The organism is Lysinibacillus sp. VIII_CA (genome assembly GCF_049943995.1).
In the GTDB taxonomy this organism is placed as follows: domain Bacteria; phylum Bacillota; class Bacilli; order Bacillales_A; family Planococcaceae; genus Lysinibacillus; species Lysinibacillus pinottii.
In genome coordinates this window covers 33,859-59,626 of sequence record NZ_JBNFXM010000012.1, presented here as the reverse complement: position 1 = coordinate 59,626, position 25,768 = coordinate 33,859, and the positions used below count along the sequence as shown (strand labels likewise).

Here is a 25,768-nt window from a genome sequence, read left to right as displayed (position 1 = left end):
GCCACTGGATTTTTTCATGTTTGATTGGGGCTATAAAGTGAATTTTTTTAGCTCATTCATTAATGTATCCGTCATTTTTTGAAGGTCGACGATTTTTGTATTTATTTTCTGGAAGGATACTAGTTGTTCCTGCGTGGATGCTGAAATTTCCTCTGTACCCGCCGCTGTTTCTTCTGTAATCGCAGAGATATTTTCAATCGTCCCATTCACTTGCTGGCTCATTTCATTTGTTTGCATCATTTCCTTAGTAAGATGCTGTAAATCTTGATGGATATCAGTGATATGATTAGTAATGGCTGCAAATGAATGTTCCGTTTCTAGCATTGATTGTGCTTGCTCATTTGAAAGCTCATGCCCTCTTTCAGCCGTAACTAGAATGTGGTCGATACCATCTTTAATATGAGTCACCATCGAAGAAATTAAATTTGTGGCATTTTCAGTTTCCGAAGAAAGCTTTTTAACCTCATCGGCTACAACGGCAAATCCTTTTCCTGCTTCGCCAGCACGGGCTGCTTCAATAGCCGCATTTAAAGCTAATAAATTTGTTTGACTGGCAATGGTATGAACAGCATTAGCTGCTCCTTCAATTTCTGTTGTAAATTGTGAAAATTGAGTAACTGCATTCTTTATTGCTAGTGAAGCGCCTTGAATATCTTTTGCAATGGTAGATTGTTTTTCCAATGTATATTTCCCATTTTGAACTGCATCCAATGCCTGTTTACCATGTATAGCTGATTGCTCCGTTGTGTGAGCAACGGATTTAAATTGATCCGACATATTATTCATGAGCATCGCGACCGATTGTATATCTTCTGACATCGTGTAACTACCCTTTGCTAATTCGTCAGTAGATACGGCTACTTGATTGCTACCTTCGTTAATATTTTGCATATGTCTTGTTACATCCTGTGTAAATAAACTAACATCCTTGCCTATTTGATCAATGGACAACACGGTGCTCCTTAAATTCGTCATCATTTGTGAAAAACTTTCCGTCAATCGATCAATCTCATAACGGCTATTTGATTGATAGGAAAGGGTGGAGGTATCTATTGTAAGGTCCCCAGTAGCTGCGCTCTGTGCACATTCTACAATTTGGTTGATAGGTTTGGTAATTCTTTTAGCAGCTACATAGGAATAAATAATCGTTGCTAAGATTAATAGGATACTGCCTATGATAGCTGTTGTAATAATAAAACCAATTTTTTGCTTTGTTACTTGTATCATCTCTTGATACCATTCATTTGTTTCTTTTTTTAACAAATACATATCATTTAAAATGCCTTTAATTCGAAGAGATTGCTTTTTAATTTCTGAACGATTGTCATCTTGGAAACCCGATTTTGTAGCTTTTTCAAGCTCTGCAAATTTATTCGATATTTTATTGATTAATTTTTGATGTTCAGGAATTTTTGTCAGAGATGCTAATGCATCTAAATTGACTTTTGTTTCTTGTAATATAGCAAGCGCTTCGTTTTTATTGGCTTCACTATCTAAATAGGTGTAGTTGTTTAATGATTGGCTAGCAACTACGAAGCTTTGTTCAAGCTCTTTCACTGAGAGTAATAGTGCGGTATCGTCTTGTGCTGTTGTTTGAATGGAAAATGTTTGAACAATAATAAAACCAATCATCCCCATTGCCAGCAAGATGGGGATCAACGTGTTCATAAATAATTTCTTTCGTAGTGTCACTGGCTATCCCTCTTTTCTGCAGAAACTTTTATCGAGCCTGCAACAATCGCTTCACGGGCTTTTTCAATAGCGACTTGTTGCTCAGACGTTAATGTAATCACACGGATATCAGCTAGTCCAACACCTTGCTCGGCTAGCCCTAGAGCCAAGGATTTTTCAGTTAATTTACCTTCGTCCACCAATGTTTTTGCGAGTTGAAAAACAGCATGGTCAACATTCTTTAACATAGAAGTGACGACTGTTTTTTCAGCAATATAAAATTGATCGATATCAACCCCAGCTGCATAAATTCCCATCTCTTCAGCTTTTTTAATCGCCCCAAAGCCTGTAAAACCAGCAGCGTGGTAAATAAAATCAACTTGATGTTGAATATATTTATCAGCGATTGCCGCACCAGCCTGTGTATCATCAAAGGTTCCTGCATAGTCACTCATAATTTCAATATTTGGGTTTACATAGTGAGCTCCTTCTATAAAACCATTTTCAAAGTGATGGATAACAGGAGCATCTGCCCCACCAATAAAGCCGATTTTTCCTGTTTTGCTTGTCATAGCAGCCACCATACCAACTAAGAAGCTTCCTTCCTGCTCCTTAAAGGTAATAGAAATAATGTTGTTCACATCTGACTGTCCATCAATCAATACAAACTGTTGCTCCGGGAATTGCTTCGCAGTCTTTTCTAGTGCCTCTTGTACAGAGAAACCGAGACCAATGATAATATCATATTTTTCTTCTACAAGCTCCTGTAGTTTTTCCTCATAATTTCCATCTGGTGCCTCTTTATAATCAAATAAAATACCAAGCTCATCCCGCGCCTTTTCAAGTCCTTTAAAAGCAGAATCGTTGAATGATTCATCTCCAAGTCCAGCATCCGATAGTAAAACGCCTATCTTATAGTCTTCCTTTGATGTTTCTGTCTGAGCCGATGAACAACCTGCTATTAATAGAGCAATCAAAAGACAAGCCACCATTAATTTCTTCAAAATGTGTACTACCTCCTGTTGTTTCCTAGTTATAAAGTATATATCGGCAAAAATTTAATATTTTTAGTCTGATGTCAGACGACGAATAAAATAAATTTCTGTAGAATCTATAAGAATATATATCCAAATCTATATACATAATAAGTTAATAATCTAAAGCTTGATGACTAATCAAGTAATAAATTTATTAAAGTTTCCCACTTTCCCACGTATGTACAATAACAAAAAAGCCCAACGCAATTTGCGTAGGGCTTTTATCTAAATTTTAAACAGCTCCAAATAATTTTAATAAATTAATAATAATAATGCCGATAACACCAAAGTCTGAATCACCAAAAGTCGTGCCTTCATAACCGATGTCTCCCATAAAAATCAGAAGTATCGCGGGAATAAAGCTAATCAATAAACCGTTGGCAAAGGCACCTGACATGGCACCAACTCTGCCTCCTGTAGCATTACCAAACACACCTGCTGCAGCGCCAGTGAAGAAGTGGGGAACTAGCCCTGGAACAATCACTTTCAGTCCGATGAAAGGTAGTATAAACATTGAAACAAGTCCAGCTAAAAAACTAAATAAGAAACCGATGATAACAGCATTTGGGGCGAAGGGGAAAATAGTTGGGCAATCGAGTGCAGGCTTTGTATTTGGTACAAGTTTATCAGCAATGCCTTTAAAGGCTGGAATAATTTCAGCAATTAACATCCGTACACCAGCTAAAATGATATAAACACCAGCTGCAAATGTAATCGCTTGCATAATGGCGAAAATAATGAAGTTAGATCCATCAGATAGTTGAGCCTCAATATAGGAAGGCCCTGCGAAAAACGCTACAATGATAAAGAATACACTCATAGTTAAAGAGATGGCGACAGAGGTATCTCGTAAAAAGCCAAGTGACTTAGGTACCTGTATATCCTCTGTTGATTTTGCTTTATTGCCAAAGAGCTTTCCGATTTTAGCTGATACATAGTAACCAACACTACCAAAGTGACCGACAGCAAAATCATCATTGCCTGTTATTTGGCGGACAGTTGGTTGCAAAATAGCAGGGAATACTACCATACAAAGCCCCAGTATAATAGAGCCGACGATGATAAGAGGTGTCCCACTCATTCCACCAACAGATAAAGAAGCAGCGATTAAGCAAGCCATGAATAATGTATGATGCCCAGTTAAAAAGATATATTTTAATGGCGTAAATCGCGCAAGTAATAAGTTGAAAATCATCCCAAATACCATAATGAGTGCAGTTGCTGTTCCGAAATTAGTTTGGGCAGCTGCTACGATAGCTTCGTTGTTAGGAATAACTCCCTGAACTTGAAAAGCATGGTCGAACATTTTACTAAAATGATCTAACGAGCCAATTAAGACTGTTGCTCCTGCCCCAAGAATCACGAAGCCCATAATTGTTTTTAAAGTACCAGAAAGAACAGTGGAGCTTGATTTCTTTTGAATTAGTAAACCAACAAATGCGAATAGGCCGACTAATATAGCTGGTGTTCCTAAAATGTCATGCATGATAACATCTAACATACCAACACCTCATCCTATCCAATTTTTTTTTGCTTAAAGCCAAGGTTCCAGCTTTTCCTTAATTTCCGATATATTCATCATATTGACGATACTCACGATGATTGCGTTGTCTTTCGCTAATTCATTCACAATATCGGCCGCACCTAAATAAATATCAGCTTTCTCCGCCTTTGCGGATGCTAAATCCGTATGGGTCACCTCAGCCTCTTTGCCCATAGCCTCTAATGCCTTCTTTACATTTAATTCTAAAATAAAGCTACTTCCTAATCCGCTACCGCACACGACTAATATTTTCATCCTGCTGACTCCTTTGTCGTAAATTGTTTAATTTTCTCACTTATGTCTTCCTCATGCTGACAAGCAATTAGGCTATCAACCTGATTCGGATGTTGTAGCACTAAGGTTAGATCAGCCAATGCCTGTAGATGTGAAGTATTGTCCATAGCAGCTAAAACAAAAATTAAAAAGACAGGCTGATTAGGGCTGAAAAAAACAGGCTGCTGTAAACATAGCAAACTTACTGCTAGAGCATAGACACCGTCTGATGGTCGTGCATGTGGAAGAGCGACTTTCGGTGTAATAACGACATAAGGACCATATTGCTCAATGGATTGAATCATTGCCTCGATATACCGCTGTTCAATTTTGTTTTGACGGACTAATGGGGTGGCAGCTAAACGAATAGCTTCTTGCCAGGACGGAACAACGTTTGCAATTTGGATACAATCCTTTGTCAGCAATTTGGTTAGCAAATACTTTCCTCCTTTCTAATAAATATATCCCCATTGCATTTTATTACGGCTATCTGTGGAATTATGTCAGAACTGAAGACATTTTTAATCGCTGTACTACTTTGTAAATCGACATTTTGACAAACTCATCAATGGCATTATCTAAACGAGTTTTAGGATATATAAATTGAATCTTTCTCTGAAGCGTCACATCCTGTAAATCCTTTTCATTAGTAGACCTGATTTTAACTATTCTTCAATTAAGGCATCAGAAACGAAGGCTAAGTTCTTTAAGAAGGTCAGCCTTTTTTTATTGTACTCACAGAATCCAATTCGATGGTATAAGTAGAAGGCTGAAAAGGGTCCATCCACTTTTCGATAAAGTGATTCGTGGAGCTAGAAGAAGTATGCAATAAAAGCTTATTTTTAAGAACATCCTCTTTGGTGATGCTCTTTTAGAAGCAAGTTCATGTGTTGGACTGAATGCCAAAACAAGGGAATCCTCTCCGATTGTCTCGTATTGAAGGGCAGTATTTTCCTGTTTAGTTCCCTTAATGAGCCCAAAATCTATTTCCTGAAGCGCCACTTTATTTTCAATTTCAGGAGCTGTTTTTACCTCTAACGAAATACGAATCTCTGGATAAGCCAGTGAAACTTAATGAATTAAATCTGGCATAAAAATATGTGCAGGTAATCCGCTTGCTCCTAGTCGTAGGGAGCCAATATGGCCAGTTATTAGCTTTTCAATATAGCGAAGCGAAACATGCAGGAGCAGCAAAAGCATAGGTTGATTTATCAGATGAAGGGCAAAAGCTTGTAGCAGATGCTTACTTATTACGAGGAAACAAAGAGATACCATTTATTATCCGCAAGCTATTTAAGTGAAGATCAACGTGGGAAAACAACATTTGTAATGGATAAATAATAAGCACTATCTTAAATTCACGACATTTTAAAACAATGAGAAGGATATATGGTCCTCATTGCTAGAAATGGAGCGAATTTTTTCTTGCAAAAAAGAGATGATAAAAAGTAGTCCATATTTGTTCTAACTTTGATAATTTCGCTTACACTGACTATAGGACGAACTTTGTTTGATATGAGGGGGAATTGATATAGCTAAAAAAATCGGCATTGTTGCGCTACTATTTTTCGGTGTTTACGTGCTTTGTATGTACTGGTATATATTCCACAGTGGAGGGGGCAAAATTCCAAGTGCCTTACAGGGAACTGCTGCTGATCCAGTGATGTTTATGTCTGGTAAGGAACTATTATTAAGTGGTGAATACTCAAAAATACGGAACTTTTTATTTTTTGTAGCTACTCCCTTGGAATGGCTTGTTTACTTCATGATATTACTGTTTGGTGTCTCACGTTATTTTGAGAAAGTGAGCACATCCCAAACAAAGTGGAAGCTTTTGCAAAATGCAACCTACTTATTTTTATTGTCATTACTAGTCTATGTCGTTTTATTCCCACTGGACTATTATCGTTATTATCTCAGTAAAAGCTATGGCATCAGCACGCAAGCATTTGGATCTTGGATGAAGGATGGTGTCATTGATTTTTGGGTGAACTTTGGAATGACCTTGATCATAGTGACAGTGCTCTATTGGCTCATTAAAAAGAGTGAAAAAAGATGGTGGCTCTATGCATGGCTATTAATCATCCCCTTTTCAATTTTTGTGATGTTTATTCAGCCAGTTGTGATCGACCCTTTGTACAATGATTTTTATCCGTTAAAAAATAAAGAGCTGGAAAGCAAAATACTTTCACTTGCTACCCAGGCACATATCCCAGCAGAGCATGTTTACGAGGTGAATATGGCTGAGAAGACGAATGCCCTAAATGCTTATGTGACAGGGATCGGTAGCAATTCAAGAATTGTTCTTTGGGATACTACATTAAACAGATTGACGGATAATGAAATTTTGTTTATTATGGCGCATGAAATGGGGCATTATGTTGAAAAACATATTTATTTTGGCATTGTAGGCTATCTTTTACTCTCTTTAGTTGGTTTATGGCTAACCGCCAAAATTATGCGACGCTTAGCTTCACGATATGGACAGGTATTCAACATTAATAAAATTAGTAATATTAGCTCCTACCCATTATTTTTACTAATTACTTCCATATTATTATTTGCTTCCAATCCCGTGTCTAATTATGTATCCAGATACCAGGAATCGAGAGCAGATCAATATGCGATTAACTTGATGAATGATCGGGAAGCGGCTGTAACGGCATTTCAAAAGCTAACCATTTCAGGCTTAAGCGAGGTCAATCCACCGCTTTTGGTGAAATGGTTCCGTTATACACATCCTCCAATGCTGGAGCGTATTGATAAGGTCGCTGATAATGGCGAACAGAAACAAGAGGGGCCTTTAAAGGAAGAACAGAAGAAAAAGTAAGTAAATAGGTTTTCTCAGTAAGTAAGTTGGGTAGTCTATGGAAAAGATGTATCAAAATTTGGTCGTTTATAGGGGACATCATCATGCGTAATGTGATTATTATTACACTTTCTTCCGTTTTAGTAGCCTTTGCTTATAATTTTTTGTTAATTCCTCATGAAATTTTAAGTGGGGGATTAAGCGGTATTGCTATTATGCTTGGGATTATAACGCCGTTGAATACCGGGGTATTAAACTTACTATTGAACTTACCTCTGCTCATTTTAGGTGTGATGAAGCTTGGGAAACGATTTATTAGCTATACAATTCTATCGGTGGCTGTTTTATCAGTAAGTTTATATATTATTCCGATTTACAAGGCCACACAAGAGCCAATTCTTGCTTCCTTATTTGGTGGGGTCATCGTAGGTGTTGCAATGGGGTTGATTTTCCGAGCAGCAGGCTCCTCTGGAGGCTTTGATATTATTGCTATGCTACTAAGCCGTAAACGTGATTTTCCGCTTGGTACTTTAATTGCTGCTATGAATGGTATCGTAGTGGCAGCTTCCGGCTTTGTCTTTAGCTGGGATGCAGCGCTATTAACGCTTGTTTCCATTTATGCTACCGGAAAAGTAGTGGACACGATTCATACAAGCCATATTAAATTAACCCTTATGATTATTACGAATAAAGGCGAAGAGGTCAAACAGCAGTTATTAGAAAAGCTTCATCGAGGGGTAACGATTATCGATGCGAAAGGAGCCTATTCTGGCGAAGGCCGTAAAGTGTTAATTACGGTTATTACACGCTATCAACTGGCTGATGTAAAAAGTACGATTAAGGAAACCGATCCTAAGTCGTTTGTGAATATTTTGCAAACAACCGAGGTGATGGGGATGTTTGATCGTGGTACAAGTAAATAACGCTATTCTCAACACATGATTTCGATTATACTAATTATAATCGAACGTGTGTTTTTTTATTTTAGAGGTAACTAGTTGATCTTGGAAGGGGAATGGAAATGGAAAAGGAAACGATTCATGCAAATTGTCTTCAGCTGCAAGGAACAACGTATGACTATAAGGAAGAATGGCAAGCAGATCGCTATCATATAGGCGGGAAGATGTATGCCATGATTGGAGGAAATACCACAGGTAGGCCAGTGCTAACGTTAAAATGTGAGCCTGCGCGAGCAGAGGAATTAAGAGAAGCCTATGCCAGCATTATACCTGGCTACTATATGAATAAAACGCATTGGAACTCCATTTATATGGATGCTGAAGATGTCCCGATGGATTTGGTAGAGAATCTTATTAAGCATTCGTATGAACTTGTTTTTAGTAAATTAACGAAAACAGCACAGCAGGAAATCTACCTATTGGAAGCAAAAGAATAACAAGACTCCTATGAGTAAGGGATAGCGCATCTACCTTGATTATTGGTAAATGCGCTTATTTTATAATCAATTATAACCACGCTCACCATAAGGATTTAGTGTGTCGAGCCATTTTTGCTCTAGCTTTTCAAGCTCTTTTTTAGCATCGAAATAACCCTCTTCCTTCTTCTTTAAATACTCAACGATTTTCACCTCGAAGGCATCTTGACCAAATGAATTGTAGTCCGCCTGAAGCTCCTTATTCGTATGTGTATTAGTTTTGAGCATAAATTGAAAACCATTTAACCGTTTCAAATTATTAAAGCTACCGACAAATACTTTATCTGTTTGTGTATTCGTCATTGTAAAAACACCCGCTTCAATTTTCATGTCCTTATACATTTCTTTTAGTTCTTTTTTATGATCCATTTTCATGACCTGCCTTCTTATTTTTTTACCCAGTAAGCACTACCGTCTGCTTTACGGTCCAGAAAACCGTATTCAATTAAGTAACGGCGTATATGAACATAGTCTTCATACATGGGTTTGATGATTTCATTCAATTCTTTTTCCGTATATTGTTTTTCTTTGTCAAAAAGCATTGAGATGGCACGAAGTACTATAATTTTTTGTTTTTCACGCTTAGGAAAACGAACTAGCTCCTTACCAACACCATGTGGAAATAATTTCGCTAATACTTGTTGTTCTTCTGAGAGAGTGACATTATAGCGATCGTCAACCATTGTAGCTGTTTTATGAATAGACACAAACGTATCCTCCTTTCGATCTTGTTCCTTCAGTAATTCCATCATTACTAATAACGTCTTGGCTTGGCGTTCTTTTTCCTTTAACGCAAAACGGTGATGACGAATAGTCGTGGCACTGCCAATCTCTAATTCTTTTTTTATATCCTGATCTGATTTACCTTCATAAAATAAGCGTAAAATATGACTTTGATGCTCAGTTAAGCCGGTCATTTTTTTATTGAGTCCATTTAAGTAATGAAATACAGACTGGTGTGTAATTGTAATATGGTGCTGCATCATTTTTTCGGCTTCATACAGTAAGCCATCGTACGGGTAAATAATTCCTTTTTCTATTTCTTCTCCACATAGTAGACAAGTGAAATGTGTCTCATCGTCGATATAACCCTTTTTTAGATTATCGATAGGCGCTTGCCAAAATAGTTCATTTACATCCATTAGGAATCCTCCGTTAAAAACAAACGATTTTTATATTTGTTTGCTTATTTATTATTAAAATAACAAATTGTTTGTTATAAAGCAATAAAAAACACATCGTTTTCTAAACGATGTGTAAAAACGTTGGCAACTATTTATTTATATTTTCTTTTAAACAAAAGGAGGGAGGCAATTGCTAGGATGAGTATTGTACCAACGATAATGAGGATGCTCGTTGAGGCATGAAGGGTATTACCATGAAGCTCATAGACAATACCATAATTAATTTTATAGTCATTCACATAGGAGACCGGTGTACCTTCAAAGATATTGGTAATGGAGCTTTCCATAAATGTGTTTCGTAAGAGTAATGTAGTATGACTAACCGGAAAATACATAATTAAATTTTGTGCAAAGCTTGGTAGAGCACCAAGTGGGACATAAACACCGCATAAAAATCCGAGTAGTGTACCGACAATAGTTCCTAATGTTGAGAAGGCATTTTGTGTCGACACAAACAAGGAAAGAAATAGATTCAAGACACTTGCGAGCAAGACAGATAATAAGATAATGCCAAGTACTTGAACAAAATGTGTAAGGCTTAAAAGCTTACCGCCTGTTGCTACTATAAAAATTTCACAGCCAATTAATGCGATAAAGGAAAAAATACTGCCAATTATTAATGCATTGAGTACATAGCTCATTTGTATGGTGGCGCGGGAAAGAGGGGCAGTTAAAAAATCGGCCATTGCCTTTGATTCCTGATCCTTTATGGCAATACTATATGCACCAAGTGTTGTTGAAACGGCAATCATCGATAGTAACCCTGCTACAACCCATTCGTTCACCATGGTAATCACTTCAGGTGTGGCTTCCGTGATTCGTTCAATGGCATCTACTTGCATTTTTTGGAGGAATACGGCGTAAAGCACAATGACGATAATCACCGATAGTAGAGAGAAGAACACTTGTGTTTTATCTCGCCTAAATACTTTGTTATTTCGTTGTACTAAGCTCATTAAGGCTTCCATTATGCAACATCCCCCTCTGCCATAATATGAAGAAAGACATCGTCCATCGTTCCTTTAATCACTTCAAAGGAGGCGATGAGTGGCTCCGCTTTCTTTAAAAGGGAGAGAGCTTGTAGGGTGGACTCCAAACGGATTGTATAGATCTCCTGTTTCTCGGTATAGGAAATGGCGTGTTCTTCCAGCCATTTAACACCGTCTATTGGATTATTGAAAACAACGGCCATAGAGTCATAGGCATACTTTGTTTTCAACGCATCAGGCGTACCTTGTGCGACAATTTTTCCTGCCTTTAATACAAGGACCTGATGGGCGACTGCTGCTTCCTCCATATAATGGGTTGTTAAAAACACAGTCATATTCGTTTCGAGTTGGAGCTGCTTGATGGCCTGCCAAACTAATTGTCGTGTTTGTGGATCTAAGCCAGTTGTAGGTTCATCTAGAAATAATATAGTTGGACGATGAATAAGTGCACGTGCAATGTCTGCTCGTCTTTTTTGACCGCCTGATAATGTTCCATATTTTTGCTTTTCTATATCCTCTAAATGCAAATAGGAGGAAACAAATTGATAGTTTTCAGCAAGCTGTGTTTTTGACAATCCATAGGTTCTGCCTCGGTGTAGAATGTTTTCCTGCACAGTTAAACGATCATCTAATAGGCTTTGTTGGAACACAACACCAATGGATTTACGGATATCTGCGTTATGATTGCTGACATCTAGTGTAAAGTTATTAATAGTGACATTGCCGCTGGATTTTTTTAATAAAGTACAAAGGATTTCAATTGTTGTCGATTTGCCAGCACCGTTTGCTCCTAAAAAAGCAAAGAGGGTACCTCGTTCAACTGTGAATGAAATGTCGTTAACCGCATGGTGGTCACCATATTGTTTACATAAATTCTCAACTTTTACCGCGAAGGTCATCTAGATTATTCCTTTCTCTTTCGGATTTCTCGATTTATTTTTTCAATATCATTTAATTGAAGGATATAAAGAATACACCAAACGATGATGTAAATAAAGGCTTCAGAAAGCAGCACATATTTCACACCAGAATGCATAAACCAGCCACCAAAATAGCCAGCAATTAAAACACAGATTGTCACAGCGATTAAATGCAAGAGTAGCTGCGCCATAAAAGGAATGGATTCAATCTCAAAAATACCAGATATAAGTCCGATGGCAATGCCAAGTATGGCTGCAATTACAGTTTGCTCCAGTAATTCTGTGCCGGACACCATCGCATTATTTGATAGGACGCTAAATGTCACTAAGACATAAGAAGAGCTAAGGGATATGAGTAGTCCGATAATCATCATGCTTATATATTTCATGCTATAGATCCCTCCCAATACCTAAGTGTCGCTTCAATTCTTTTATATATTTACGACTAACATGAATGGTTACATCATTTTCAAGCAGTAATTGTGTTGTACCGATTTTGCCCATTTGAATAGAGGAGATTTTATGGATATTGACAAGTGTAGATTTACTTACTCGTACAAAGTCCTTTGAAAGCTGTGCCTCTAGTTCATATAATTTTCGTTTAGACTCAAACTCTTGCTCATTCGTTTGTAAAAATACTTTGGCATCCTCTGCATAGATGGAATAAATATCAGTAATTTTTAGTAGATGAATTTCTTGTTGAAAGTACCCATCTAGCATAGTAGTTTGGGACGCTTGTAATTGCTGCATGAGTCTTTCAATTTGTTCGTTGTATTCTTTCGCATGTATATGAACCTCTGTTTCTTCAAGTTCATGGTGAATCGTTAAATGAATTTTCATAGGAGACCTCCTTTACTTTCCCCATCAAGGAGAAAACGCTGAATCAGGTAATAATAATGTAGCATAGAAAATTTTAGCAAAGGTAAATTATTGGATAAGAGGTTCAATTTTATCGATAAGAGGTCATTTTTGAACGATAGCAAACCATACAAAAGTCGCTTCAATAGAAAAAAAGGTTAAGAAACGTCATAATATTGTTATCTAGTTGTAAGGGGTTGCTAGTATGTTTGTTTTTGGTAGGCATATATTGATTACATTATGCATTGGCCTCATAGGTGCTGTCGTTTTTCAACTACTTCATATACCAATGCCTTGGTTGCTAGGCGCTATTACAGCGGTACTTATCGTGCAATTGTCGACCAATGTACAATTGAGATGGCATTCTTCCTTCCGTAATTTTGGTTTAATCGTAGCAGGGTATTCTATCGGCTTTGCCTTTACTCCAGAAGCGGTGCAGGATATTAAGCTTTTTTTAGGGAGTATTGTCGTTATAAATGTGATTTTTATATTGTTATTTTTTGGTGTCAGTTATTTAGTAGCCAAACGTACAGATTTGGATTTTGCAACGGCATTGACATGCTGTGTACCTGGTGGCATGGCACAGGTTGTGGCTTTTGCTGAGGAGCAAGGCGATATGGATATGGTGGTCATTACATTCTTTCAAATCCTCCGTGTTCTTTTAATCGTCGGCTTTGTCCCGCTCATGTTGACAGATGTTGGTGGAAACAGCACTATGAGCAACGGAATGTATACATGGGGCCTTGTCGGTATACTAATCGTTTGTGGCTTAGCAGGGTGGATTGCTCAAAAGCTTAAAATTCCAACAGGTTATATGCTTGGCCCCGTATTTTTATTGATGGGAATTAATATGGTGGGGATAGAAGTGCCTAGAATCCCCGTATCTCTTCTACATATTGCTCAATTGATGGTTGGAATCCATATCGGGTTATTGTTGAAAAAAGAAGATCTACATTTATCAAAGAGGCATATTTTTTATGCATTTGTATCAGCTGGCATTTATATAGGGGCAGCGTATGGCTTAACATTTTTAATGAAAAGTTTATACAGTCTCGACTTTAGGACAGGCTTTTTAAGTATTGTGCCTGGGGGACTTGATCAAATGGGGATTATTGCGGCTTCTGTACATGCCAATGTGACAATCGTCACAGCTTTTCAACTCTTCCGAATCCTAGTGATTTCAATTTTCCTTGTGCCTGTCGTCAAAATGTTTGTAAAAAAAGTGAAAACATGAAGGATAGTTATCAATTAATCCCTCATGTTTTTTTGCTGGTTATATTTCAATTGATGGATTAAATCCTGCAATGTTTCGGCATTCGCTGTTAGCAGTAATGCTGCGCTATTAATAGCATCCATGCTTAAATGAATTACTATTTTTTACTGGTATATAACTAGATTGCCAGTTTGTATATTTATAAAATAAAACGATTGTTAATTTAGCCCCTTTTCAAAAAATCTGAAAAATGGTATTATATGTTTAACTATAATGAACGGAGGTGAAAAAGAATGAATAAAAACGCTACGGACGCATGTGTAAAAGTGGATACGGCTATGTATTTTGCACGCGTCATTACTTTCGATTTTGCGAACAACGGGATAGGTCTGTCCATTTTTAAGCAAAATCAAATAACAAACGTAGCGAATTAACCATTCTTTTTCACACATTTTAATGAGAAGAAGACTGCTTGTTAATGAGCAGTCTTTTTTGTGTTGTCTAGATGTTTTCGCGCGTTTCATTGGAGGAAAAAACGATGCAAATGAAAGCTGAGCAAATACAAAAAATTATGGGTGGCAATATATTATTTGAGCATTTACAACTGGAAGTAAATAGTGGTGAACATGTTGCGATTGTTGGGGTAAATGGTAGTGGTAAAACAACTTTATTGCAGCTTCTATCGGGTATAGATATGCCAGATCGAGGACGTATCATAAAAAGTAAAGATGCCACGATTGGCTATTTACATCAAATTCCACATTATCCAGGACATTCAGTGAAGGAAGTATTAGAAGAGGCATTTGCTGATATTTATGCATTAAAGGCTAGAATGACGATACTGGAGCAAGAAATGCAGTCAACCGTAACGGATAAAATTTTATGGCAATATGGGCAAGTGCAGGAGCAATTCATGCTACAGGGGGGCTATGAGGTGGAAGCCCAATTAGCGATGATTGCTAATGGCTTAGGTATTATGGAAATGTTGGCGCAACCGTTTAGTAGTTTAAGTGGAGGCGAGAAGACGAAGGTAATGCTAGGGCAAATTTTATTGAGCCAGCCAGCTATTTTATTATTAGATGAACCAACGAACCATCTTGATATGCAGGCAATCGAATGGCTTGAAAATTATGTGCGCAGCTTTGAGGGGATTGTTATTGTCGTATCTCATGACCGACATTTTATGAATCAGATTGCACATAAAATAATTGAAATTGAAGATGGAGAGGCATTTACGTACAGCGGTAATTACGATGCATTTCTTGCGCAGAAAGAGGCAAAGATCGAACAACAATTTTCTGATTATGAAGAGCAACAAAAGAAAATTAAGAAAATGCAAGAAACGATAAAACGCTTAAAACAATGGGCTAATGAAGCAAATCCACCAAATGCTTCTATGCATAGACGAGCAAAAAGTATGGAAAAAGCATTAGCACGTATCGAACGGGTGAAGAAGCCACTCTCAAAAAAGAAAATGAATCTGGCTTTAACGATGGCTGAACGTAGCGGCAAAGAGGTAGTACAATTACAAGACATACACCACGGCTATGATAAGCCTTTATTGATAGACAGTAATCTGGCTATCTATTTTGGAGAAAGACTTGCGATTGTTGGGACCAACGGTAGTGGTAAATCAACTTTATTAAAAATGATGCTAGGGGAGGTCGTTCCTAACCAAGGTGTTTGCCACGTAGGCAGTAATGTGAAAATTGGCTATCTGTCTCAACAGTTTGAACATAAAAATCCAGCTATCCGATTAATTGATGCCTTTCGAGAAAATGTAGCGGTGTCTGAGGCTGAAGCGCGCCATATTCTCGCACGATTTTTGTTCTATGGCTATGATGTCTTCAAACAAGTGAAGAATTTAAGCGGTGGAGAAAAAATGCGCCTTCGATTAGCTCAATTAATGCATGAGGATATTAATGTGCTCATTTTGGATGAACCAACGAACCATTTAGATATAGAAGCAAGAGAAGTATTGGAGGAAACGCTAGAATCCTTTGAAGGAACTATTATTGGTGTGTCCCATGACCGCTATTTCTTACAAAAAATATTTACAAAAACAGCATGGCTAAAGGATCAAACTATTCATGTGTTTGAAGGAGATTACGAGTGGGCTAGACAAAAGCTACAGGAACTCTCTAAGAAAAAAGAAGTTGTAAATGAACGGGTGCCTAAAATACAACCTGTCAAAAAAGAGCTATCCATTGAACAACAAATTGAAAAATTAGAGGCAAAACTAGAGGAACCTTCACTTGTTGAAGAGCAACGGCAAAAGCTGGAACAGCACATAGAGGAATTATATAAAAAATGGGTGGAAGAGGGAACGGAACATGCTTAATTTAGAACGCATTATGCAGCTAGATATAGATTATGTAAAGAGTTTTAGTGAGATGGAAGTATGTCAAGAAGGAGTTTTATTCTACAATAAGGCAATCCCAACTTATTATGATGCTAATCATGCACATGTTTGGCGAAAGATTGAAAATCCTGCTCAGTTTTTACAAGATATAAAAATGTTCTATCAATCTAAGTCGCTTATCCCGCGGTTGTATTTATATAATCTTGAGGACAATCAAGCATGTATGGAGGCTTTAGAGACGCATGGCTTTCAGTATGAGCAGTTTGTCAATGAAATTCAGTGTTGGAATGGTGAGTTTAGTCAACTCTCACCACATCCAGCCATCCAAATTGAACGAGTAACAGATGTAAATATAGACGAAGCCATGGCAGTGGAAATGAGCATTTCTGCCTTTGGAGATCCTGAATTAATTAAAATGGCCTTTGAGCAAGCTTATTCTTCGCTAAGCTTTACGTACTATTTATTAAAACTAGATGGGGTGCCATGCTGTACGGCTAGTATGTTTGTGTCAGGAAAGCAAGGAAGAATTGAGAGTGTAGCAACCATTGAAAGCTATCGAGGACGTGGTTTAATCGGCTATATGTTGCAGCATATCCAACAACAATCAGTGAATCAAAAGCTCGAGCAGCTATGGATATGGCCAATTAACGATCAAGTTGCTAAAGTCTATGATAGGGCAAATTTTAAATCAATTGGATCCATTGCATCCATTCATGCATTTACAGAAGGAAAAAGTATTCAAAATATACGAGAAAATTCTTAAACTAACATAAATAGCAACCCGCCAACTTCCTGTAAGGTTTAGAAGTTGGCGGGTTTTTTAGAACTGTACTTGCCAATTATAATTACATGACGCTTGGGTCATGGTCTGTTATAACAGCTAATCGGCCATGAGCTCGGTCAAATCAATTTGAATCTCTTTCACAACAGGTCGATTTCTTAAAAGGTCAAAATTTGTTTCACCAGTTGCACGATAGCTCATTACGACATCGAAATCTTCCTCCCTATTAATAGCTACGCCATGGTATATCGGTGCAGGTACTAAACTAGTCAAAGGATATAATTTTGAATGCAAGCTAGTAAAATTCCTGAATAGTATCGACTATTCAGGAAATTTGTTTTATTCTTATAAAAGAGGAATTTTCATGGATTATAAGTTTTTTACTTGAAAAAATACCGTATTCGATTTATTGTCTTTAGAGATACTTGTTTATGGACTTGGAGGATATGGAATGCACGGAATTTATATACGCTATAATGTCTCAAAAGAAACCTCAGCAGCAAAATGGCCCAAAAAAATGGATGCATTTGCGTATGTTCAACGAGGAAAACCACAACAAGACAATGACAACTTGCTGTCACCAGAAGAGCTAAAAAATCATGCGATTCGCTATATTAAAAGCTTAAAAGACAATGCAAGTGAACATCTAGTAGAGCAACGCAACGGCGAAATTGAGCATTTTGATCGCCGTTATATGGAATCCTTAAAATTAAAGGAAAGCATTGATTCACAGCTGATTAATCTTGAAGAAATCCGTTTATTGCTGCAACTAATGAATGTTTTAAATTTATCGCATGCCTTCGGGGAAAATGCTGGAAAGCTCCTACGTCAAATTACACCATATGCAAAAGAGGTAGAGCATCCAACATTCCAAACTACTCGCGTTGAACGTCATTTTTATACAGAATTAATCGAGCAAATAGAAGTCATTTACACACGAATTATGCGTCAGCATAACCCATCAACAACGGAAATGCAGCATTCAGAAAAGCTCTGGACAACAGTCTGTGAGCAAGCAATAGAAAAGGTAGAAACACGAATTGAACGCTTATCTTCTATCAAATTAAAGCATGAAAACAATTTATTAGAGTTTAATCATTTAAAACAACAAAATATCGAGGCAAAGGAACGCCTAGATTTAGCCGTTCATGAATTGGATGAGATTTTAAATGTACTAGAATCTTAAAAAAGCATGTCTACCGATTGGAATTCCAGTCGGTGACATGCTTTTTATGTATGAGCAAGTGGCAGTTCAAGCCGATGAGCCCATTCTTTATTTTTCCTCGGTTTGATCGCGCTTAGCTTGGCGGGAAATCCGTAATAAATCCAGCCCAAGCAATACGATAATGATATAGAACAGTGGGCTAGTAAATGATAAACCAATTTGTGACTGTCCACCGAGCAAAGTCAATACAATCCATAAACCAACTGTATACAGAGTCAAACCAATATAGGCCTTCTTAGACATCTTTTTATATCGACCTTTATCTAAGGCAAGCTGTATGATCACTAGCACGACTAATATAAGAAGAATCATTTTTTTAGTCAAGATCGTTGCAATCGTTGTGTCAGGGAAGAAATCATTAACAAATAATAATGTGAAAAATACTAGAATAAAGAAATTTAAGATCGTCGAGAGCTTCATGCTATATCTCCTTAGTTGCCATAATTCCTTTCTATTGTAACATGGTTCTATTAGATGGGAATGGATTTATGTTATATTAGAGGGAAAATTATAAATAGAGTAAAAATAATACAAGATAACCCTCAATAATTTTGTAGTCTGTGGTGAAAGAGCAAAATAATACTAGAAGCTGAATGAATCTTGCGCTTTCCATTTTATAATCTCCAGGTACTCTTTATGATGAATAGAAGCTTCCTTTCTACCCACTCCATCTATACTTTTATAACATTGCACTTAGTCACTATAAATATGTAAAAATAGGGGAATATTAAAAGTTTGAAAATTTTTGAAACTTTTTCTAAGTGACATCCGTATAGTAGGTAATATGATGAAAAGGGGTGAGCAACTTGACGCTATTTGGCTATTCACTCGAGCAAATCTTTTTGGTGGTTTTGATTTTTTCTGGTCTTGCCACAATACTAGTTATGTTTTTTGGTGATGCAGTTGAAGGTATTGGGGAAGGACTGCCCATTTTTAATCCGAGTGTCATTCTTTCTTTCATTACATTGATGTCTGCAGCAGGATTTATTTTAGAAAAACTAGCCTGGTTCTCTAGCGTTTGGAACATTATTGCTGCATGTATCATCGGCGCTATTTTAAGTACTTTTTTTTATTTATTTGTTCTCGTTCCACTACGGTCAGCAGATGTTTCATTGGCTTATACGGAAGAATCACTAGGTGGACAATTGGGAAAAGTCATTGTACCCATACCTGTAGATGGCTTTGGAGAGGTTGTCATTGAAACCACAAGTGGTATGATTTCGAAGCGGGCAACAGGCTATGATAATGAAGCCATTGACTATGATGAAACCGTACTTGTCGTGGATGTGAAGGATGGTACGCTTTTCGTCAGAACATATGAGAAAAAATTTGTCTAAAGGAGAGATGAGTCTATGTCAATCGAAATTTTAATCGTTTTAGGAATTGTAGCATTTGTATTAATAGCACTAGTAGGTTTATATGTATCAAAATATAAAACAGCAGGTCCTGATGAAGCACTGATTGTGACGGGTAGCTATCTCGGCTCTAAAAATGTACATAAAGATGAGTCGGGGAATCGTATAAAAATTATTCGCGGTGGCGGTACATTCGTATTCCCTATTTTCCAGCAAGCACAGCCATTAAGTTTACTATCTAGCAAACTAGAAGTGACAACGCCTGAAGTGTATACGGAGCAGGGTGTTCCGGTCATGGCTGATGGTACAGCCATTATTAAAATAGGTGGCTCTATTTCTGAAATCGCAACGGCAGCAGAGCAGTTTTTAGGAAAGCAAAAGGCAGAGCGTGAAGGGGAAGCACGTGAAGTGTTAGAAGGTCATTTACGTTCAATTTTAGGCTCCATGACGGTTGAGGAAATCTATAAAAACCGTGATAAATTCTCACAGGAGGTACAACGTGTTGCTTCTCAGGATTTAGCTAAAATGGGTCTTGTGATTGTATCTTTCACGATCAAGGATGTACGAGATAAAAATGGCTATTTAGATTCACTCGGTAAACCGAGAATCGCTCAAGTAAAACGAGATGCTGATATTGCGACAGCAGATGCGGAAAAAGAAACACGTATTAAACGCGCAGAAGCATCGAAGGAAGCGCAAAAGGCAGAACTAGAGCGTGCGACAGAAATTGCGGAAGCGGAAAAAGAAAATCAATTAAAGGTTGCTGAATTCCGTCGTGAGCAAGATATAGCAAAAGCGCGTGCTGACCAAGCCTATGAGCTCGAAACAGCTCGTGCTAAACAGGAAGTGACGGAGCAAGAAATGCAAATTCGCATTATAGAGCGTCAAAAGCAAATTGAATTAGAAGAAAAAGAGATTTTACGTCGTGAGAAGCAATATGATTCTGAGGTGAAGAAAAAGGCTGACGCTGATCGTTATGCGGTGGAACAAAATGCAGCTGCCGAAAAAATGCGAGAGCTTGCACAAGCAGATGCAGAAAAATACCGTATTGAATCCTTAGCAAAAGCGGAAGCGGAAAAAATCAGAATGGATGGTCTTGCTAAAGCTGATGCAGAACGAGCACAAGGAGAAACAGAGGCAGATATTATTCGCCTTCGTGGTCTTGCGGAAGCTGAAGCTAAACGTAAAATTGCCGAAGCCTTTGAATATTATGGTCAAGCAGCTGTACTGGATATGGTTGTGCGCATGATGCCGGAATATGCAAAAGAGCTAGCGAGCCCACTTGGTAATATCGATAAGATTACAGTCGTTGATACTGGTGGTGGGGAAGGTAGTGGCGCAAATAAAGTAACGTCCTATGCGACTAATTTAATGTCTACACTACAAGAGACATTGAAAGAAACTTCTGGCATTGATGTGAAAGAACTGATCGAGAGCTATGCTGGTAAGCATACATTGCGTCCAGAATTAGAGCAAATTGCCCTAGGCTTAGAAAAAAAGCAGGCACCTGTTGAGGCTGTCGAAACAAAAGAGACTGTAGAGCAATCCTAATCAACCTAAATTTACTTAAAGAAAAACTGCAGCTCTAATTGTGATAGGCTCCCTATTAGGTAGACAGATCAAAAAATCTGTTTATCTAATAGGGATTTTTTTATGACAAAATGTTCTTTCACTAATGATGCAGTTTGAGATATCAGGAAAAGAACACATTAAGTGAAGCAGGAAAAAATTTCCGATGTATTGGTATCTTGGCAATGAAATCAACAGAACACCTAAAAAATATACTATTGAGAGAAATATTTCATTTTACAATAAGGACGTTAATAAAAAATTTTAATAGCATTCAGGGATGCACCAAAAAAAAATCACTCTCTACCTAATGGAAACTCCATATCCACATATTTATGCAAAAAAGCCCAATCCTTTCAAATTGCGCTAATTTCGTTTTATATTCAATTTTACAAGTGGTCACATTATTTTTTCCTGAGAATACCCGTAATTTCTTTGCCAGTTCGGGATGATTTTCAGCTTTGCCAACTGCTTTTGTTTTGTTTCAGCACTGGTTCTTAAATACCGTCTTGTGGTGTCAATGCTTTTATGTCCTAAAATATCTGCTAAATCCGACAGTGGATTGCCGCAGTCTAAAAAGCTTCGAGCGAAATAGTGCCGCAGATTGTGGGGGAAAACCATTGCTGGATCAATTCCACATTGCTCTGCTACTTCTTTCATTGCACGTGCAATATAGGAACGGCTTATTGGGCTGCCTTTACTGCCCGTAAAAACGATACCGCTTTTCACATTTTTTTCCCTGCAATATAAGGATAAATAACCTTGTAAGTCCTTATGTATTACAATCGTGCGTACAGTTCCTTTATTCTTAATAAGAACCTTTCCGCTGTTGATAGCCTTAACGGTGATAAACTGCAGTTCCCCTATGCGTATTCCTGTGTAGGCAAGCGTCAGCATAATCATCGCGATTTTCGTCTTTTTATTTGTGAAGGCGCTTTCAATTAACTTGTCAAGTTCCTTTTGGGTAAGCTCATGTTGAGCAGTTGTCTGCTCTTGAATTCTGAGAGCCTTTAGCGTGAAGTCATCCAGCCCTATAAATTTAAAAAATTTGTTGACCGCCGCAATGCTGCGATTGACGCTTGAAGGTTTCAATCTTATTTCCAATGATTTTTTATACTCAATTAAATATTCTTTTTGCAATTTTCCGTCTTTTTTCTCTAAAAAAGCAAACAGTTTTAAAATATCTTTTTGATAGCTTCTAATACTATTTTTTGCGTATTCATCATATGTTAAATGTTTAATGAATTTAGGCAAAAAGTCCTTTAACGTGTTTAATAGCATAAAAATAATATACTCCTTTTTGACTTTGACACGAGTATATCAGCAAATATTACAATTTACAACACAGTTGCGATAAATATAATTATCGCAACTACTAGCTTTATAATAAACTATAATGAGCATAGTAAACCTTATATTATTTCATTATTCGAAAAAAATCGACAAAAAAATCTCAAAGCTTGCAAAGCACCTTCTTAGAAGGATTTTGTAAGCTTTTTTTGGTTGCGATAATTATATTTATCGCAACTAAAATAAAAAGATTGGTAAGTAAAGATAGGGGTGGGGCTAGGAGGGAGAAGCATTTTAACACATACTTAGACAATCTTTTTATTAACAGAATAAATCACCAAAGTAATATTAATTCAAATTTAAAGTTGTACCTTTAGGAAGTTACTAACAAATTGGAGGTAATGAAAGATGAACTATTTTGAAAGAATAACCGGTACTGTAAAAGGAATATGCAATAAGTGGACGGTTTCACTACTGTTATTTTTGATAATGTTTTTGTCACTCATGCCGCAGTTTTTGTTGTCGGTAAATGCGGATAGCGCAGCTACACTGTTTGTATCACCTAGTATAGTTTCCAACGACACCGCTCCTAGAGTGGATGGCGCAACATATGCTACGCTGCAGGGGGCGATAAATGCAGCACAGGACAATGATACGATTGCTGTAACAGAAGATATAAATCTATCCTCTGCGATTTCAATTATGAAAGATATTACGCTACTAGCTAGCGGTGGAAATTACAAGGTTACACTGGGTATTAATGCTAATTTTAGGGTTCAGGATGGCTTTGATTTGACTTTGGGAGGGGGCTCGGATACTGAAGTACTTACACTTTCAGGTCCCCAGAGAACAATTATAACCGTTGCAAATGGGAATATTGAAATAAACAACGGAGCAAAGCTTTTAGCGACTGGGCCTCGGAATATGGTACTGGATTTATACGATCCGAAGGCATCTGGAAAAATAACCGGCGGACATTTGGAATCTTCTGGATCAATCGCCATTTCGATGACGAATGGTGCCAGGCTGGAGGAAATCAGTGGCGGAACTATCATTGGTAAAACGCACTCGTTATATATGTATGACGAAGATACAAAAATCAATCTAATTTCGGGCGGCACCTTCAGAAATTTAGCTGCTTCTCCAGAGAGGTGGGCGAACGTTCAGGTGGATGGTAAGGCACAAATTGGTGAGATATCCAACGGGGATTTTTTTGCGGAACAAGAGATTGCTGCTCTTCGCCTGCTTCGTGGTGGAACTATTGGAAAAATTAGTGGTGGTCGATTTATTTGTGCCTATACCAAGCTTACTGCAAATTACTATGGAAGAGGCATTGACATTGTAGCATTGGGCGACCCATCAGGTATCGGTGAAATTTCTGGCGGAACTTTTGATGGAGAGATTGGTGTTCTGCTACTAGAAGACGGCGCTTTTATTAACAAGATTAGTGGTGGAACCTTTTTAGGTGGAGAAGCTGGGCTTCAAAATGATATTGGTGGAACTATTGATATCATTAGCAATGCCATTATTACTTCGACAAACGTTGGCCTTCTGAATGTTGGTACGATTAATGAAATCGGCAGTAATACAGAAATCACCGGAGATTCTATTGCCCTTTGGAACTATGCGTCGAATCATCCCAATGCTATTATCAAGCTCATCAGTGGGGGCAAATTTACCAGTGTCAGCGCATCTGGAGAAGCTTTCCTAAATGAAACGACGGTAAACATGATTTCTGGCGGCATTTTCATTGGCGGCTTCCATGCAATCAATTCAACTACTTTAAGTAGCACCTCTCCTGCAAAAATCGACACTATATCGGGAGGCGTTTTCTACGCCCAAACGACAGGCGATCCAAGCTTTGTGACTATCAATCTAGCCAATCCTTTAATTTTGGAACCGTTTTTATTGACTAACAAGGGAAAAGCACGTTTTTGGGGAAACGAAGGCAGTATTTTTAATGATGAAGCCCTAGTAATCTACCCGGCAGATTACCGTATGAGCACTGCTACTGAAACAATAAGCGATATTGTAGGTGTGGGATTTAAATATTTGACAAAGTCACTTTATACAGTAAACTTTAATTCCAACGGTGGTTCTGCAGTGGCAGAACAAACGGACATTCCTCGAAGTAGCCTTATAACCGAGCCAACGCCACCAATCAAAAGTGAGTATACGTTCAGCGGTTGGTATAAAGAAGATACACTAACTAATGCATGGAAATTTGATACAGATACTGTTACCGACAACATTACTTTATATGCAAAATGGACAAGTAAAGGTGGCAGTGGTAACAATAACAGTAACAGTAACAATAACAGTAACAATAACAATAGCAGCAGTGGAGCACCTTCGGCGACATTACTAGTTCAAGGCATAGACAAGCAATCTGGAGAAATTATCTATAGTAAAAGTTCAAGTGTGATAGTCGGCACGACAGAAACGATAAACGCCCTGGCTATTGAGGGTTATCACTTGGATACGGGCAGTAAAAAGACGGAAACGATAACGTTCAAAGCAGGTGAAAACAAGGTTGTATTCTTCTATAGTAAGAACATAGATGCTATCCCCGAGCTTGAAACTGGTGAACATATCAAGTATATTAACGGCTACCCTGACGGCAGCGTAAAGCCAGGAAGCTCAATCACAAGAGCGGAAGCGGCGGCAATATATTTCAGGCTGATAAAAGACGAAAATAAGAATATTGCTGTAAATGGAACATTCAGTGATGTCGGTGGCGACACATGGTATGCACAGTCGGTCAATTACCTTGCAAGTCAAGGCATACTGGTGGGGTATAGGGATGGCACGTTCAAGCCTAGACAGACAATTACAAGAGCGGAATTTGCAGCCATAGCTTCAAGATTTGATAACCTATTAACAAACGAAAACACTTCGTTTAAAGATGTCTCAATCGACCATTGGGCGGCAGCGTATATTGACAGCGCGTATACTAAGGGGTGGATAAATGGCTATCCTGACGGCAGCTTTAGACCGGCAAGTTCAATCACTCGCGCTGAAGTGGTGAAAATTATTAACAACATGTTAAACCGCAAAATCGAACTTAGCGATATCCCATCGGACGCAGTGCAATATAAGGATTTAAATAAAAAACATTGGGCGTATTGCTACATCATAGAAGCGTCTACAGAGCATAGCTACACGCGTAAGGATAACGGCTTTGAGCTGTGGAAATAGTAAAGGAAGTATTTTCTATTATTTTGTATAGGGGAAATTTATCTGGCTAATTATAT

27 protein-coding genes are annotated in these 25,768 nt (G+C 37.8%); 11 read left to right on the top strand and 16 right to left on the bottom strand.

The window, feature by feature from the left end:
- Nucleotides 1–30: 30 nt before the first annotated feature.
- The 7 genes from ACP3VS_RS16025 to ACP3VS_RS15995 form a co-directional block, all read right to left on the bottom strand.
- Nucleotides 31–1,692 (bottom strand): methyl-accepting chemotaxis protein, encoded by a 1,662-nt coding sequence (locus tag ACP3VS_RS16025; protein WP_426389206.1) that lies wholly within the window; start codon nt 1,690–1,692, stop codon nt 31–33.
- Complete coding sequence (locus ACP3VS_RS16020; RefSeq protein ID WP_036215168.1) at nt 1,689–2,675, bottom strand: BMP family lipoprotein; 987 nt, start codon at nt 2,673–2,675, stop codon at nt 1,689–1,691. Before ACP3VS_RS16020 ends, ACP3VS_RS16025 begins: the two co-directional genes overlap by 4 nt.
- A 265-nt stretch (nt 2,676–2,940) precedes the next feature.
- On the bottom strand, nt 2,941–4,209 hold the full coding sequence (locus ACP3VS_RS16015) for a PTS ascorbate transporter subunit IIC (protein ID WP_012293562.1): 1,269 nt from the start codon (nt 4,207–4,209) through the stop codon (nt 2,941–2,943).
- Nucleotides 4,210–4,242: 33 nt separating this feature from the next.
- Entirely contained in the window at nt 4,243–4,506 is a 264-nt protein-coding gene (locus tag ACP3VS_RS16010; RefSeq protein ID WP_008174366.1) for a PTS sugar transporter subunit IIB, read from the bottom strand.
- On the bottom strand, nt 4,503–4,961 hold the full coding sequence (locus tag ACP3VS_RS16005) for a PTS sugar transporter subunit IIA (RefSeq protein ID WP_036161116.1): 459 nt from the start codon (nt 4,959–4,961) through the stop codon (nt 4,503–4,505). The genes ACP3VS_RS16010 and ACP3VS_RS16005 overlap by 4 nt, the downstream gene beginning before the upstream one ends.
- A 61-nt stretch (nt 4,962–5,022) precedes the next feature.
- A complete protein-coding gene (locus ACP3VS_RS16000) occupies nt 5,023–5,151 on the bottom strand; it encodes a hypothetical protein (RefSeq protein WP_426389203.1) in 129 nt (42 codons plus the stop codon).
- 108 nt (nt 5,152–5,259) lie between these two features.
- Nucleotides 5,260–5,574 carry a LysR substrate-binding domain-containing protein gene (locus ACP3VS_RS15995; protein ID WP_426389241.1) on the bottom strand — a complete coding sequence of 105 codons (315 nt, stop codon included), beginning with the start codon at nt 5,572–5,574 and terminating at the stop codon, nt 5,260–5,262.
- Between the two features lie 481 nt (nt 5,575–6,055).
- Here ACP3VS_RS15995 and ACP3VS_RS15990 point away from each other — a divergent pair, with 481 nt between their 5' ends.
- The 3 genes from ACP3VS_RS15990 to ACP3VS_RS15980 all read left to right on the top strand — a co-directional run bounded on the left by ACP3VS_RS15990 (nt 6,056) and on the right by ACP3VS_RS15980 (nt 8,729).
- Nucleotides 6,056–7,354, top strand: coding sequence for a M48 family metallopeptidase (locus tag ACP3VS_RS15990; protein WP_426389239.1), 1,299 nt, complete (start codon nt 6,056–6,058; stop codon nt 7,352–7,354).
- 83 nt (nt 7,355–7,437) lie between these two features.
- Nucleotides 7,438–8,256: a YitT family protein gene (locus ACP3VS_RS15985; RefSeq protein WP_012293567.1), complete on the top strand. Its 819-nt coding sequence runs from the start codon at nt 7,438–7,440 to the stop codon at nt 8,254–8,256.
- Between the two features lie 98 nt (nt 8,257–8,354).
- Nucleotides 8,355–8,729, top strand: coding sequence for an MmcQ/YjbR family DNA-binding protein (locus ACP3VS_RS15980; protein ID WP_031417935.1), 375 nt, complete (start codon nt 8,355–8,357; stop codon nt 8,727–8,729).
- A 66-nt stretch (nt 8,730–8,795) separates the two neighbouring features.
- Here the strand turns inward: ACP3VS_RS15980 and ACP3VS_RS15975 are convergent, their stop codons facing one another.
- The 6 genes from ACP3VS_RS15975 to ACP3VS_RS15950 all read right to left on the bottom strand — a co-directional run bounded on the left by ACP3VS_RS15975 (nt 8,796) and on the right by ACP3VS_RS15950 (nt 12,701).
- On the bottom strand, nt 8,796–9,137 hold the full coding sequence (locus ACP3VS_RS15975; RefSeq protein WP_036162625.1) for a GIY-YIG nuclease family protein: 342 nt from the start codon (nt 9,135–9,137) through the stop codon (nt 8,796–8,798).
- A 17-nt stretch (nt 9,138–9,154) separates the two neighbouring features.
- A complete protein-coding gene (locus ACP3VS_RS15970) occupies nt 9,155–9,910 on the bottom strand; it encodes a DUF2087 domain-containing protein (RefSeq protein WP_012293570.1) in 756 nt (251 codons plus the stop codon).
- A 134-nt stretch (nt 9,911–10,044) separates the two neighbouring features.
- Nucleotides 10,045–10,920 (bottom strand): ABC transporter permease, encoded by an 876-nt coding sequence (locus ACP3VS_RS15965; RefSeq protein ID WP_036165932.1) that lies wholly within the window; start codon nt 10,918–10,920, stop codon nt 10,045–10,047.
- Nucleotides 10,920–11,840 (bottom strand): ABC transporter ATP-binding protein, encoded by a 921-nt coding sequence (locus ACP3VS_RS15960; RefSeq protein ID WP_036165936.1) that lies wholly within the window; start codon nt 11,838–11,840, stop codon nt 10,920–10,922. Before ACP3VS_RS15960 ends, ACP3VS_RS15965 begins: the two co-directional genes overlap by 1 nt.
- 5 nt (nt 11,841–11,845) lie before the next feature.
- Nucleotides 11,846–12,250 carry a DUF3021 domain-containing protein gene (locus tag ACP3VS_RS15955; protein WP_036165939.1) on the bottom strand — a complete coding sequence of 135 codons (405 nt, stop codon included), beginning with the start codon at nt 12,248–12,250 and terminating at the stop codon, nt 11,846–11,848.
- 1 nt (nt 12,251) lies between these two features.
- A complete protein-coding gene (locus tag ACP3VS_RS15950; RefSeq protein ID WP_031417941.1) occupies nt 12,252–12,701 on the bottom strand; it encodes a LytTR family DNA-binding domain-containing protein in 450 nt (149 codons plus the stop codon).
- Between the two features lie 223 nt (nt 12,702–12,924).
- Between ACP3VS_RS15950 and ACP3VS_RS15945 the strand changes: the two genes are divergently transcribed.
- The 4 genes from ACP3VS_RS15945 (at nt 12,925) to ACP3VS_RS15930 (ending at nt 17,057) form a co-directional block, all read left to right on the top strand.
- The gene (locus ACP3VS_RS15945) at nt 12,925–13,953 is read left to right on the top strand and encodes an AbrB family transcriptional regulator (protein ID WP_036161126.1); all 1,029 of its coding nucleotides are present in this window, start codon (nt 12,925–12,927) and stop codon (nt 13,951–13,953) included.
- 272 nt (nt 13,954–14,225) lie between these two features.
- A complete protein-coding gene (locus ACP3VS_RS15940; protein ID WP_012293577.1) occupies nt 14,226–14,366 on the top strand; it encodes an RAxF-45 family protein in 141 nt (46 codons plus the stop codon).
- A gap of 104 nt (nt 14,367–14,470) precedes the next feature.
- Nucleotides 14,471–16,273 carry a ribosomal protection-like ABC-F family protein gene (gene abc-f, locus ACP3VS_RS15935; RefSeq protein WP_036165942.1) on the top strand — a complete coding sequence of 601 codons (1,803 nt, stop codon included), beginning with the start codon at nt 14,471–14,473 and terminating at the stop codon, nt 16,271–16,273.
- Entirely contained in the window at nt 16,266–17,057 is a 792-nt protein-coding gene (locus ACP3VS_RS15930) for a GNAT family N-acetyltransferase (RefSeq protein WP_036165945.1), read from the top strand. The genes abc-f and ACP3VS_RS15930 overlap by 8 nt, the downstream gene beginning before the upstream one ends.
- Nucleotides 17,058–17,174: 117 nt before the next feature.
- On the opposite strand, the gene ACP3VS_RS15925 is transcribed toward ACP3VS_RS15930, so the two are convergent.
- Complete coding sequence (locus ACP3VS_RS15925; protein ID WP_036165948.1) at nt 17,175–17,369, bottom strand: hypothetical protein; 195 nt, start codon at nt 17,367–17,369, stop codon at nt 17,175–17,177.
- A gap of 157 nt (nt 17,370–17,526) precedes the next feature.
- Here ACP3VS_RS15925 and ACP3VS_RS15920 point away from each other — a divergent pair, with 157 nt between their 5' ends.
- Nucleotides 17,527–18,261 (top strand): hypothetical protein, encoded by a 735-nt coding sequence (locus tag ACP3VS_RS15920; protein WP_012293581.1) that lies wholly within the window; start codon nt 17,527–17,529, stop codon nt 18,259–18,261.
- Between the two features lie 87 nt (nt 18,262–18,348).
- Here the strand turns inward: ACP3VS_RS15920 and ACP3VS_RS15915 are convergent, their stop codons facing one another.
- Nucleotides 18,349–18,720, bottom strand: coding sequence for a hypothetical protein (locus ACP3VS_RS15915; RefSeq protein WP_012293582.1), 372 nt, complete (start codon nt 18,718–18,720; stop codon nt 18,349–18,351).
- 386 nt (nt 18,721–19,106) lie between these two features.
- On the opposite strand from ACP3VS_RS15915, the gene ACP3VS_RS15910 reads away from it, so the two are divergent.
- Both ACP3VS_RS15910 and ACP3VS_RS15905 read left to right on the top strand, forming a co-directional pair.
- A complete protein-coding gene (locus tag ACP3VS_RS15910) occupies nt 19,107–19,637 on the top strand; it encodes a hypothetical protein (protein ID WP_036161135.1) in 531 nt (176 codons plus the stop codon).
- Nucleotides 19,638–19,652: 15 nt separating this feature from the next.
- On the top strand, nt 19,653–21,206 hold the full coding sequence (locus tag ACP3VS_RS15905) for a flotillin family protein (RefSeq protein ID WP_012293584.1): 1,554 nt from the start codon (nt 19,653–19,655) through the stop codon (nt 21,204–21,206).
- Nucleotides 21,207–21,623: 417 nt separating this feature from the next.
- On the opposite strand, the gene ACP3VS_RS15900 is transcribed toward ACP3VS_RS15905, so the two are convergent.
- Nucleotides 21,624–22,505 carry a tyrosine-type recombinase/integrase gene (locus ACP3VS_RS15900; RefSeq protein ID WP_036161139.1) on the bottom strand — a complete coding sequence of 294 codons (882 nt, stop codon included), beginning with the start codon at nt 22,503–22,505 and terminating at the stop codon, nt 21,624–21,626.
- Nucleotides 22,506–22,922: 417 nt separating this feature from the next.
- Here ACP3VS_RS15900 and ACP3VS_RS15895 point away from each other — a divergent pair, with 417 nt between their 5' ends.
- On the top strand, nt 22,923–25,712 hold the full coding sequence (locus ACP3VS_RS15895) for an S-layer homology domain-containing protein (protein WP_426389196.1): 2,790 nt from the start codon (nt 22,923–22,925) through the stop codon (nt 25,710–25,712).
- The last annotated feature ends 56 nt before the right edge of the window (nt 25,713–25,768 follow it).